Origin of the sequence: Marinobacterium profundum (assembly GCF_001528745.1) — a bacterium.
GTDB classification, from domain to species: Bacteria; Pseudomonadota; Gammaproteobacteria; order Pseudomonadales; family Balneatricaceae; genus Marinobacterium_A; species Marinobacterium_A profundum.
On record NZ_BCNS01000158.1, the window covers coordinates 1 to 12,967 of the forward strand.

At 57.6% G+C, this 12,967-nt stretch carries 11 protein-coding genes; 3 read left to right on the forward strand and 8 right to left on the reverse strand.

The annotated features are described in order from the left end of the window. The 3 genes from MPRO_RS26200 to MPRO_RS18930 all read left to right on the forward strand — a co-directional run. A partial coding sequence (locus MPRO_RS26200) for a hypothetical protein (protein WP_216821333.1) occupies positions 1-281 on the forward strand: 281 nt, incomplete at its 5' end. Between the two features lie 60 nt (positions 282-341). After that, positions 342-722: a GreA/GreB family elongation factor gene (locus MPRO_RS25205; protein ID WP_158651877.1), complete on the forward strand. Its 381-nt coding sequence runs from the start codon at positions 342-344 to the stop codon at positions 720-722. Positions 723-1,146: 424 nt separating this feature from the next. Continuing rightward, positions 1,147-1,356 (forward strand): hypothetical protein, encoded by a 210-nt coding sequence (locus tag MPRO_RS18930; RefSeq protein ID WP_067296669.1) that lies wholly within the window; start codon positions 1,147-1,149, stop codon positions 1,354-1,356. Positions 1,357-1,581: 225 nt separating this feature from the next. Here MPRO_RS18930 and MPRO_RS18935 read toward each other — a convergent pair whose 3' ends face one another. From MPRO_RS18935 to dgcA, 8 genes are all read right to left on the reverse strand, one after another. Continuing rightward, a complete protein-coding gene (locus MPRO_RS18935; RefSeq protein ID WP_067296673.1) occupies positions 1,582-2,949 on the reverse strand; it encodes a DASS family sodium-coupled anion symporter in 1,368 nt (455 codons plus the stop codon). A gap of 150 nt (positions 2,950-3,099) precedes the next feature. Then, entirely contained in the window at positions 3,100-3,771 is a 672-nt protein-coding gene (locus tag MPRO_RS18940; RefSeq protein WP_067296676.1) for a glutathione S-transferase, read from the reverse strand. 233 nt (positions 3,772-4,004) lie between these two features. Further along, positions 4,005-4,259 carry a hypothetical protein gene (locus MPRO_RS18945; RefSeq protein ID WP_067296679.1) on the reverse strand — a complete coding sequence of 85 codons (255 nt, stop codon included), beginning with the start codon at positions 4,257-4,259 and terminating at the stop codon, positions 4,005-4,007. Between the two features lie 97 nt (positions 4,260-4,356). Then, on the reverse strand, positions 4,357-5,940 hold the full coding sequence (locus MPRO_RS18950; protein ID WP_067296683.1) for a BCCT family transporter: 1,584 nt from the start codon (positions 5,938-5,940) through the stop codon (positions 4,357-4,359). Between the two features lie 824 nt (positions 5,941-6,764). Then, complete coding sequence (gene etfB, locus MPRO_RS18955; protein WP_067296686.1) at positions 6,765-7,541, reverse strand: electron transfer flavoprotein subunit beta; 777 nt, start codon at positions 7,539-7,541, stop codon at positions 6,765-6,767. Positions 7,542-7,570: 29 nt separating this feature from the next. Then, on the reverse strand, positions 7,571-8,809 hold the full coding sequence (gene etfA, locus MPRO_RS18960; RefSeq protein ID WP_067296690.1) for an electron transfer flavoprotein subunit alpha: 1,239 nt from the start codon (positions 8,807-8,809) through the stop codon (positions 7,571-7,573). Continuing rightward, positions 8,806-10,752, reverse strand: a complete 1,947-nt coding sequence (locus MPRO_RS18965; RefSeq protein ID WP_158651879.1) for a (Fe-S)-binding protein — start codon at positions 10,750-10,752, stop codon at positions 8,806-8,808. Before MPRO_RS18965 ends, etfA begins: the two co-directional genes overlap by 4 nt. Before the next feature lie 102 nt (positions 10,753-10,854). Then, a complete protein-coding gene (gene dgcA / locus MPRO_RS18970; protein ID WP_067296697.1) occupies positions 10,855-12,918 on the reverse strand; it encodes a dimethylglycine demethylation protein DgcA in 2,064 nt (687 codons plus the stop codon). Between the last annotated feature and the right edge of the window lie 49 nt (positions 12,919-12,967).

Below are 12,967 nucleotides of genomic sequence, written 5' to 3' on the forward strand. Positions count from 1 at the left end.
CGCAACACAAACCATCAAACCCCTCCGATGCCTCAGCCTGCACAGGCTTCAACACAACCTCCATAATCTCGTCTCACCATCGTAACCAGATCAACCTGGCAACGACCCGCCGACCGGAACAATTCGCTTGGGTAAACGGCCTAGATTTTTGGCCAGACTACCTGTACCGGACATGGCTTGATTTTTATTTTTTGCAGGGTATGATCCATTTAAATATTAATTTTTTGGCACTACTGAATATGTATTTATTTCCCGCAAGAACCCTGATCTTCCTGACTTAAGCCGGAGAGTGTAAAGCTCTCCGGCTGATTCGCTACGCTTATCATTTCGGAGGGTTTTATGTGAACTGCTATACTCCTGCGTCCTTTAAAAGCATTGCTGATCGTTTAAGTTACTATTTTATTACCGAAGAAGGCTTCAGTTATACAAGCCCTCTGAATCTATTGGTTACTTTCAGCAAAGTAGAACAGCTTGGTCATGGGGCATCAGGGCTGCCGCCATCTGCATACCCAGGGTCAAGGCTGTTGGTCAAATTGCTGCAAACCGGCGAAAAGTCTACATTGATGCTGGTAAGCCCTGCAGAGGCCAGCCCCTCGGCACAGCGAATATCTATATTGTCGCCGCTGGGGTCTGCCCTCCTCGGAAAGGTGCCGGGGGACATATGCCAGGTTCGCGTCTTCGGATCGGTACTTGATTTTGAACTTCTTTCAATCCTGGATTAATAAATAGTGGGAGGATACTGCTTTGAAAATTTTCTGATGCCTTGCGCATCTCTCCTTGCAAATATATGTCGACTTATCGGCGGGCGAATTTTTCGCACAGTCGAGAGAGTCTATTTCAAATTAACGGAGAAACCGAAATGACCAAAGGCAAGGATAAAAAACAGGCAACCAAGACGTTAAAGGAAAAGCGTCGAGAGAAGCGTGACAAGAAAAAAGATGACGCTTAAAACTAAAGCACTTCTATTAACCCCAGGGGTTAATAAATGAAGTACATCTGCTTCATCATTGGGCCTTTCATTGGAACGAAGGCCCAATGCGAGCATCACCCGCTACCACTAGAATCTTATTTTTCCGCGCAGGCCGCCAGGCAGGACTCCCGTGAAAGACTGCGCTTGGTTTCAACGGGCTCAATCAAGGATCGGAAATGACTTATTTAGAGTACGACTTCGATGACCTCCAGGAGGAGTTCGGTATTACCTTTGGGCTCGGCATCGACATTGATGCCCAGCACGACGCCTTCAAAAACTACTCAGCTTACGGCGGGCAAGAGGAGAATAGTGCCACAAAAAACCTCTTCTTGAGCGATAACGGCAAGGAAATATCGGAATATAAAATCAGAGCTCACCCACTTTAGTCTGCGCAGCCTCACCCAATACCGCCGCGCGCCACTCAATACAGCCCCGCTACGCCCAACCACAGCAATCTTGCGACTTGAAGCTCAAGCCCAGGAGCAACCCGGCCCGCCAGCCCTGCGCTTGTCGGCGGGTAACAGCAGCCACCCAACCGGGCTGCATCGGCCAGACAAGCCAGGATTAAAAAAGCCGCTGTGAACACAGCGGCTTTTTCTATTTAGCTAAAACTAACCCAGAAAATAAAAGTAACAGGCCAGCACCCCAATACAAGCGAGATTGAGGAAAAAACCGGCCTTCATCATCTGCCCCTGACGGATCAGACCACTGCCAAAGACGATGGCATTCGGAGGTGTGGCCACCGGCAGCATAAAGGCACAGGACGCGGACACGGCAATAACTGAAGCCACCATCACCGGCGTTAACCCCAGGCTTTGCGCGACCGCCGCAAATACCGGCACCAGAAGAGCGGCGCTGGCAGTATTGGAGGCCAGCTCGGTAAGAAATACCACAAAAGCAGTAATGGTCAGCAAGATAACAAAGGGGTTGGCGCTCTCCAGCAGCGTCGTCAAATTGTTGGCAAGGAACAGACTGGTGCCTGTATCACGCAGCACGCTGCTCAGGGTCAAACCGCCACCAAATAACAGCAGGACGCCCCAATCTGTGTGCTTGGCAATGTGTTGCCACTCGGCTACCCGAGTCAGGCCGATCAGGACGATAGCGAAGAGCGCGACCAGGGTATCTAGAGCGGCCAGCCCACCCAGAACCGCAGACACTTGAGAGGAGAAAACCCATAGCATCACGGTAAGGACAAAGATGCCCAGGGTGATCTTGCGCTTGGCGTTCCAGGCGATTGATTCCTGCTCGGGCTCTATGCGCTGATTCAGGCGGGGGCGAAATAGTACGTAGAGGATAGCGATAGTCAGCGGTAACAGGATCAGGGTAATCGGCAGACCCAGCGCCATCCAGTCCGAGAAACTCAAGCCGACTTCGGCGGCGGCAATAGCATTGGGCGGGCTACCCACCAGGGTGGCGATACCACCAATACTGGCACTGTAGGCAACACCCAGCAGGACAAACACGTAGGTGCTCCTGTGCTGCTGCTGATCCAGGCAACTGAGCAGACCCAGTGCCAGCGGCAGCATCATGGCCGCCGTCGCGGTATTGCTTATCCACATGGAAAGGAAAGCCGCGGTCAGAAACATCAGCAGCACGGCCACGCTCAAGCGCCCCCTGGCCAACCGCAGTATCCGGCTGGCAAGCAACTTGTCCAGCCCCTGACTGTGCATGGCCGCGGCCAGGGCAAAGCCTCCCAGAAACAAAAAGATAATGGGGTTGGAGAAATTGCTCAGGGCGGCCCCGGTGGTCAGGATGCCCATCACTGCAGCAAGCAAGGGCACCATCAGGGCAGTAATGGTGATATGCACCGCCTCGGTCAGCCAGAGTACGGCGATGAAGATAAGCAGGCTCAGACCTTTATTGACACCCGGCTCGAAGGGCAGGAAAGCCAGCAGGATGGCAAATAACAGGATATCAGCAAGCAATACCCAGCCTTTAATACCGACTGATGAGAGTTTTTGTACAAGATTTGTAGCCATATTGTTGCTCGGGCGCTCGTATATCTTCGACTAAAAAATAAAGAGCGCATGGTACGCCAACAGACGGTCTTTGTACGTAAACAATACAGGGCGGCAGATCAGACTTTCGCAGCATGCTCAGCCATAAAAATCTTTCCAGCACGCCCTTCTTTATAACCCATCCCCCGGGAACAGCGTCACCCCGTCACCCAGGCACCATTGTGGATACTTGCGCATCACTCCGGCAAACAGATCCGATGCCAGCCAGTCGCTCAGCCACAGTGTCAGCGCAGTATAGCCACTGGCCTCGAACCAGACCGGATCGACCAGAGCGAACTGGCGAATAAAGGGAAATATGGCCGCATCGGCCAGCGAGTAGCCTGGTGACAACAAGCCCCTGCCCTGCTGCAGCCCGTCCTCCAGCGTCTGTAAAAAAGGTTCGGCCATTGCCCGATATTCTGCAGCTGAGCACTCAGGATAGCGGTCGGCGTACTTGTACCTGTCCAGCGCCCACTTGAACTCGCCATCGTTGCGGCTGATAAGCTCGGCGGCAGCCTTGGCGTCGGTCCCCGACAACCAGCACCCGGGGTCCTGTTGCCCCAAGGCCCAGCGCATAATATCGATGCTTTCCGCAATCACCTGTCCGCCCTCCGGATAGTGGCTATCAGCCGGTACCAACAGTACTGGCACCGTGCCCTTGGCCGAGATCGCCAGCATCTGCGCAGGCTTGTCCCGCAACACCACTTCTCTGAGCTCACAGCGAATGCCGGCACGGGCCAGCGCCAGCCGGGCACGTATCGCATAGGGGCAACGTCTGAAGGAATAAAGGATAGGAAGCGACACAGCAGGCCTCTGTCTTGTTGATTAATGCGCCTATTGCACGGCAATAGAGCGCAGAGCGCAACCGCGAGCTAGGAATCGACAAGCTACCGTTGATCTGCGGCTTATCGCAGATAAGTTGCAGAAAGTCACAAACGGTTTTTTGCCTGACAACAGACGCGAAAAACCCGGACAGGCGCGAACCTGTCCGGGTTGGGTATCGAGATTAATTGCCTGTGGGGTCACAGGACTCTGAGCTAGCGCCCCAGCACAGGCACCAGATACTGATCGATGGCACGGGCAACGTCAGGCAGCATTATTTCCCGCTGTTGACGCAACTCATGCACCAGCGCCTTGGCCTGGGCCAGGCTGGAAGCCCCCTGCGGCTGCGCCAGCCAATTGAGCAACTGGCGACAGCAATGCTCGGCATCCACATTCTGGTCAACGGGAATCCCCAGCCGCACCAGGCGTTCACGAAAATCATCCTGATCAATCAGATCGGCATACATCATCTCTGCGTCCTCTCTCTGACGGGCAATTGAATGGGCATCCTGCCACGCTGCCTGCGGCCGGCTTCCTGCGCCAGCTTTCAGCTTAGTAAACTTATACTTAGTAAACTTCTGCTTTTAAACCTTTATAAAGGCTCACACACATCAGCATCAAGACCAGCGTAAATGGCAGACCCGTCGTGATGGCCGCCGCCTGCAGTGCGGTCAGGGCCTCGGAACCACCCCCTACCAGCAATACTGCGGCAATAATGCCGACCAGGGAAGCCCAAAACAGACGCTGGATCATGGGTGCGTCGGTTTTGCCGCCGGAGGTAATGCTGTCGATCACCAGGGAGCCAGAGTCGGCCGAGGTGATAAAGAACACCAGCACCAGCAGCACGGCGATTGAGGACATCACCATACTCAGCGGCATATTCTCGAACATCTGGAACATCGCCAGGGAAACATCACCGATGCCGTTGGCCAGCTCACCAACACCGGCTTGCGCCTGTTCGATCGCAGTGCCACCAAAGGCACCCATCCAAAGAGCAGTCACCAGGGTCGGCACCAGCAATACAGCGGTCAGGAACTCGCGTACGGTACGGCCACGGGAAACACGGGCGATAAACATGCCCACGAACGGCGACCAGGACACCCACCAGGCCCAGTAGAAAACGGTCCAGCCGTGGAACCAGGTACCGTCTTCACGACCTACCCAGTTACTCAGCGGTATGATGTTCTCTGCATAACTGCCCAGAATGTTGCCAACCGAGCGGAACACTTCCAGCGTCGGGCCCACGACTATCACCAGCGCAATAAGGCAGGCCGCTATCACCATATTGATGTTGCTTAGCAGCTTCACGCCGCCGTCCATGCCTCGAGCAACGGACATCAACGCCACTGCGGTCACACAGATGATCACCACGATCTGGGTCGTCAGGCTGTTTTCGATGCCAAACAGGTAGTTCAGGCCACCGGACGCCTGCTGCGCACCCAACCCCAGGGATGTTGCCAAACCAAAGATGGTCGCCAGCACCGCCAGGATATCGATCACATGACCTATCGGTCCCCAGCACTTCTCACCCAGCAATGGGTAGAAGGCGGAGCGAATAGTCATCGGCAGGCCCTTGTTGTAGCAGAAGAAAGCCAGTGACAGGGCAACAACGCCGTAGATCGCCCAGGGATGCAGACCCCAGTGATACATGGTTGCGCCCAGCGCCAGATCCGCACCTTCTGCGGTTCTGGGCGCCACGTTCAACGGCGTACCGTACCAGTCGGTGTAGTAGGCCACAGGCTCCGCCACACTCCAGAACATCAGGCCGATGCCCATACCGGCGGCAAACAGCATGGAGAACCAGGACATGGTCGAATATTCAGGCTTGGCCTTGGCACCGCCCAAACGAACCTTGCCTACTGGCAGTACGATCAGCGCCAGGCAGAACAGCACAAAAAGGTTACCGCCGATCATGAACAACCAGTCGAAATTTTCGATCGACCAGCCGCGTGCGCCGGTCAATGCGACCTTGGCTTCGGCAGGGAACAGCAAGGTACCTACGATAAACAGCAGAATAAGGCCTGCACTCACGCCAAATACGGGGTTATGGACATCCATCCCCATAATCTGCACGTTGTCCTGACCCAACTCATAATCCGTATCGTACTCATTTTCTGCAACAGCACTGTCGGTTTTTAAACCCGCGTTCATTCAACACTCCTCACCCGTGTCGGGCTCGATATAATTTTGTCGTTATTGTTATATTTCGCGACATAATCTCTGCGAAATTCATTAACCCTATAAAGGACTAAAACAAGCCTCCCGCAGAACTAAGCTGGCACTATGGTGACTCCATATTACAAACAAGTACCGACGCTAGTGTTCTAATAGCGACATCAGCATTGCCGATATCCCCCCATGGCGACATCGGGAACCTGTAAGCGGCATGGTGCTAAAATATCTGCGGCCAATCCGCACAAATCGCTGGTTCCAGACGCAGGGATAAGGGCTAGAAGCTAGAAGCTAGAAGCTAGAAGCTAGAAGCTAGGAAGCAGCCTGACGCCCTTTTAGTCGGGTGCAGCAAACAGGCCACGAGCGAATACAGCCTGTACATAAACCCTGCTTTTGTGCATAAGGGCCATGGATGGCCCGAGTGCAGTTTTTGCAAGGAGCAAAAAACTGTCCATACACACGCAGGATAAATACGTCCATGTATAAAAAAATCCGGGCAAGTGCCCGGATAAAAGCCGTAATTGGTACACAAGATGAAGGTGAATATTGCAAACACCTGAGCCTAACGGACGCTGGAGAAAGTCGAATAAGCGACCTAACTGCAGCTCCTCTGGAGCAATACGATAACAGTGATAACAGGAATATCCGGTGAATGGTGAGTTCACCCTGAGCAGATATAACCTGCGCCACCGTGGAAAGATAATACCGCTGATTTACTTAAGTGGAATGTCTGAATTCGTCACCGGATATTCTTTTTACGACAGTTACCGACTATTAATCGGTAACTGTCGCAATAACGACAATTATCGAATCACGCCCTCTTCGAGCAGCAGATCAAAAATGGCCTGCGCCTGTTCTACCGCTGGCTGATCCTTGATAATGCGCCCGCCGGTGCCCTGAGACTTGGCCGTGGCCGCCTTGAAACGCTCGGCAGCCGTCGTGGCCTTGACCTTCTTGAGGCGTTTTGGCCGCTTGCGCGCAGGTGCATGCTGCCACTGGGTACGTTCGCTATCGGCGGTTTCAACCCAGGGCATGGCCTCGAGCTGCGCACGGCGACCCGGCCCATAGGCACTCTGGCGCCCTGCCGTCGCCGCCATATCAACACTGGCCACGAAAGGCAGACGCACCTGAATGGCCCGGCGCTGCCCGCGCGGTAACGCCTGCAGAATCTGTGCTTCGCCGTTTTCTATGCTGACGATATCAGCAATGCGTGTCACCAGCGGCCAGCCCAGTTTCTCGGCCAGCAGATAAGGCGCCATGCCGGAGGACTCGCCGCTTTCGGCGCGCACCCCGGTCAGTACCACATCGGGGCGATGCTCATTAAGGTAATCGCCGAGGGCCACCACCGCATCGGCATCCGCCGACTGCTGCAGTATCCGCAGGCTTTTCAGCCCCATGCCGGCATACTGGCGCAGAGACTCATCCGCCGCATCACCGGCATGCAGTACCTGCACCCGCTCACCGGCCAGACGCAGACCCAGCTCCACGGCGCGTGCATCCTGCTCGGCGCGGCGCGCACGGCCCGACTTGGGGTGCTGCCCGATAGACACCAGGGCAACGATATTGAGATCAGATGACATGTTCGACCCTCCCGTTGCGGTCAGTCTGTTCAGGCTGCATTTTCAGCCGCTCCGAGCCGGTAGTCCTGCGCCAGCTCTATCAGGTGCTGCAGCACTGCATGACTGTCACCAATCACGCTCAGATCCGCGCGCTTGACCATGTCACAGCCGGCATCCAGGTTGATGGCCACGACCTTGTCGCACTGGCCAATACCCTGCATGTGCTGAATCGCACCCGAGATACCCACGGCCAGATAGACCCGTGCGGTAACCCAGGTACCTGAGGCACCCACCTGGCGCGGGCGTGGCATAAAGCCATCGTCCACCACCACGCGGCTGGCCCCTTCCGTGGCACCCAGCAGTTCGGCCGCCTGGTGGAACTGATCCCAGTCGCGAATACCGTTGCCGGCGGAGAGAATAAACTCGGCCTCGGCCAGCGGAATGGCGTTGGGATCCACCGCTACCTGACCACGGTCCTGAATGCGCACCAGGCTCTGGGCAACACTGCAGGGCTCCAGCACCCGCGCTTCGTGGCGTGCTTCATCCACAGGCTCGGCACATTCCTCGGCCAGTAGCAGCAGGCGCGGCGTGGCACGGGTGATATCCGTGCGCCCGCCGGCACCGCGGCACAGGGTCTGCTGCGTATCCACCTGCCAGGCCTGGGTTGCCGGACGCTCGCCCAAACGCGCCGCCAGACGACAACCCAGTTCGTTACCGCCGTTGATGCTGTCCGGGAAGAGCCAGTAGCGGGGCGCAAAGTTGCGTTCCACTTCAACCAGCGCCGCCAGGCGCTGTTCCGGGCTGTAGCCCTCATATTCACTGCCGTCCAGCTGCAGCAGGCGGTCAACGCCGGCCAGGCCGAAGCCCTCTTCCTTGCTCTCGCCGAACACCACCGCCAGCACGGCGCCGCTGCCCTCGCTATCGCGGATCAGCTTGTGCGCCTGGCCGAGCACATCCTTGTCGTGGCTGCCCAGGCGACCACCCACAATGTCGAGCACCGTGACCACGTAAAAATCAGGCGCATCAACAACATGCAGTGGCAGTTCAACCACCTGAGCGGCCTTGGCTGCTCCGCGGCGACCGCCGACAGCAGCGACGCTGCCGCCAAGCCGGTCTATGCGCTTGATACCGTTGGGGCCGATAAAGCCGACGCCGTGGGGGTTCTTGCGCAGCAGGCCCGAAGGCCCGCGCACTTCACCGGTGGCTGCCGTCATGGCCGCGTGCAGCGGATGCAGACGGTTGCGGGCTATCCACTCGGCACGGGGATCTCTGCGAATCAGATCACTCATGACATCACCTCAGCCACCCGGGCAGCCTTGGGGGCCGGCGCGCGTTCGATCAGCGCTTCGGACACGAGTTCTACGATATCCTTGATCACTGGCCGCGGCTCCACCACCCCTTCCAGCATGGCGGTACACTGCTGGCAACCCACCGCCACCAGCTCTGCACCCACGGCACGGGCATCTTCCATGCGCATGTCGGCAATACGGCGCTCACCCGGAATATCGGTGATAGGCGCGCCACCGCCACCGCCACAGCAGCGACTACGGAATCCGGACCTTTCCATCTCGGCCAGCTCGATGCCCAGCGCCTTGAGCAGATCGCGGGGAGAGTCGTACTCGCCGTTGTAACGCCCCAGGTAGCAGGGATCGTGATAGGTCACGGTACCGCCCTTGAACGCATCCAGCTGCAGTCGACCCTGCTGTACCAGTTCGTTGATAAAGGTGGTGTGGTGCAGCACTTCATAGTCGCCGCCCTTGCCGTTTGGATAAAAGTCGCCGTACTCGTTTTTGAGTACATGGAAGGCGTGCGGATCTGTAGTGACAATGCGCTTGAAGCGGTATTTGCTCAGCACCGCTATATTGCGTTTGGCCAGACTCTGGAAGGTGGCGTCGTCACCCAGCCTGCGGGCCACATCGCCACTGTCGCGTTCTTCATCACCCAGCACGGCAAAGTCCACGCCAGCCGCCTTGAGCACCTTGACGAAGGCGCGCAGGATACGCTGGCTGCGCATGTCAAAGGCACCGTCGGATACCCAGAACAGCACCTCGGCCTGTTTCACATCGGCCATCAGCGGCAGGTTCTGATCCGCCGCCCAGTTCATGCGCCCGGCCGGATCAAAACCGTTGGGGTTGTCGGTGGCGATCAGGTTCTCCAGTATCTCGGCACCCTTGTTGGGAGTGTTGCCCTTTTCCATGGTCAGGAAGCGGCGCATGTCGACGATGGCATCGACGTGCTCGATCATCATCGGACATTCTTCAACACAGGCACGGCAGGTGGTGCAGGACCAGAGCGTATCCGAATTCACCAGACCTTCAGTGATGGTCTGGCCCGGGCCGCCGACGGCATGGCCGAGTTCAACACCGGGATAAGGGCTGCCGGCAAACTTGGCATCGGTGCCTCCGGCCAGGCCAATCACCATGTCCTGGATCAGCTTTTTCGGGTTCAGCGGCTGACCGGCGGCGTAGGCCGGGCACACGGCTTCGCACTTGCCGCACTGCACGCAGGCATCAAAGCCCAGCAGCTGGTTCCATTTGAAGTCCGTGGGCTTTTCCACACCCAGCACACGGGCCTGCAGATCGACCGGTTTCAGGCCGGTGGAACGGCCACCGTTAAAACGCTCCGGACGACGGTGAAACGCCAGATGCAGGGCACCGGCGAAGGCGTGCTTCATGGGCCCGCCCCAGGTCATGCCGAACACCAGTTCGCTCAGGCCCCAGGCCACACCGACCAGCAGAACCAGCGCCAGCACCCAGCCACCAAAGGCGTCAGGCAGAATGCCCGCCGCCGGCAGCGTGAGGATAAAGAAGCTCACCGAGAACATCAGCAGGCTCTTGGGCAGGCGCATCCAGGGGCCCTTGGACAGGCGCGACGGCGGATTAAGCCTGCGTTTGAACACAAAGACGGCACCGGTAAACATCAGCACCGAAGACGCCAGCAGCGCCCAGGCCAGCCAGCGGCTTTCCAGCCCGAACAGATGCACCAATATGATCAGCAGCATGGACAGCACAAAGCCGCCCGCCGTGGCCACATGGGTATTGGACATGTACTTGTCGCGCTCGACCACATGGTGCAGATCCACCAGGTAGCGTCGCGGCATGGCCATAAGGCCAGCCAGAAGATTGACCGACTCGGGCTGACCGGCGCGCCACAGGCTGGCGCGTTTAAACGCACCGGCCAGGGCCAGGGCCAGCGCCGCCGAAATCAGAACAGGGAGTAACCAGTCGAGGATCATGCGTCACCCTCACCAAAACAGGGAGCGACAGGCCGGGCCCGTCGCAAAATTAGGAAGCCAATACAGCAGGCCGGGCACGTAAGCCCGGCCAGAACCGTGTTAGAGGTCTTTGCACAGACGCAGGGCGTCGTAGATGGCGGCGTGGATATTGCGCTGTGATACGCAATCCCCCAGACGCCACAGGATCATACCCTCGCCGGACTCGGACAGTATCGGCTGCGCCTGACCCGCGAACAGGGTCTCGTTGTCGATCTGACCCTTGTTGCGCGACTCGCCCTTGAGCTCGTAATACAGCTCTTCGTTGGGGCGAGTACCGTTCTCGATCACCACCTGATCCACCACGCGCTCTTCCTGGGCACCGGTGTACTCGTTCTCGAGCACCGCCACCAGTTTGTCGCCTTCGCGGTACACCTTCTCCAGCAGCATGTCGGAGGTCATGATGACTTCCTTCTCGTACAGGCTGCGGTAGTAAGTCGGGAAGGTGGTGCCGCCAATGCCAACACCCGGCTTGATATCATCGGTCACCAGCTCGACCAGTGAGCCCTTGGAACTCAGATAGTCCGCCGCCGACATGCCGGTGAATTCGCAGATGGTGTCGTAGATCAGCACGCTCTTGCCCGGCTCCACGGTGCCATTGAGGATATCCCAGCTGGATACCGACAGGCCTTCGGCTGCGCCCCAGTGCGGGTTCTGCTCCATGAAGGGACGACCGCCGGTGGCCAGAATCACTACATCGGCTTTCAAGTCCTTGATCATGTCAGCATTGGCCGAGGTACCCAGGCGCACATCCACGCCCAGACGCTCAACTTCCATCGCCAGCCAGCGGGTGATGCCGGCCATCTGGTCGCGTTGCGGTGCCTTGGCGGCAATGGTGACCTGGCCGCCCAGTTCATCCGCACGTTCGATCAGAGTTACGGCATGGCCACGCTCGGCTGCCACACGGGCCGCTTCCAGACCGCCAGGGCCACCGCCGACCACAACCACCTTGCGCTTGGTACCGGTGGTTTTTTCAATGATGTGCGGCATGCCAGTGTATTCGCGCGAAGTCGCGGCGTTCTGGATGCAGAGCACGTCCAGACCCATGTACTGGCGGTCGATGCAGTAGTTGGCACCGACGCACTGGCGGATCTGATCCACCTGGTTCGCCTTGACTTTGGCAATGAAATGCGGATCTGCGATGTGCGCCCGGGTCATGCCGACGAAATCGACGTAACCGGCTTCCAGAATACGCTTGGCCTGGTTCGGGTCCTTGATGTTCTGGGCGTGAATGACCGGAACCTTGACCACTTCCTTGATGCCGGCCGCCAGGTGCAGGAAAGGCTCCGGCGGATAGCTCATGTTCGGAATAACGTTGGCCAGGGTATTGTGAGTATCACAACCGGAGCCGATAACGCCGAAGTAATCGACCATGCCGGTAGCATCGTAGTAGGCAGCGATCTGTTTCATGTCTTCGTGGTTCAGGCCATCGGGATGGAACTCATCACCGGTGATACGCATGCCCACCGCGAAGTCCGGACCCACCGCCTCGCGTACGGCTTTGAGTACTTCAAGGCCGAAACGCATGCGATTCTCAAAGCTGCCGCCCCATTCGTCGGTACGCTTGTTAACCCGTGGTGACCAGAACTGATCGATCATGTGCTGGTGCACGGCGGAGAGCTCAACACCGTCCAGACCGCCTTCTTTCGCACGCACGGCCGCCGTGGCGAAATCGCCGATAATGCGCCAGATTTCTTCCGGCTCCATGATCTTGCAGGTAGCACGGTGCACAGGCTCACGGATACCTGAGGGTGACATCAGGTTGACCCAGTTTTCACCGTCCCAGCGTGAACGGCGACCCATGTGGGTAATCTGAATCATGATCTTGCCACCGTGCTTGTGCACGGCATCGGCCAGATTCTGGAAGTGCGGGATGATGCGGTCGGTCGACAGGTTGACCGAGCTCCACCAGCTCTGCGGGCTGTCGATGGACACGACGCTGGACCCGCCACAGATGCACAGACCACAGCCACCCTTGGCCTTTTCTTCGTAATACTTTACATATCGGTCGGTGGTCATGCCGCCATCGGTGGCATAAACCTCGGCGTGGGCGGTACTGACCACACGGTTGCGAATGGTCAGCTGATTGATCTTCAGCGGCTGGAACAGCACGTCGTACTGGGACATGGCGACACCCCGTAACTCTTATTGATGACCGCAGTTTTGGGCTGCGGCA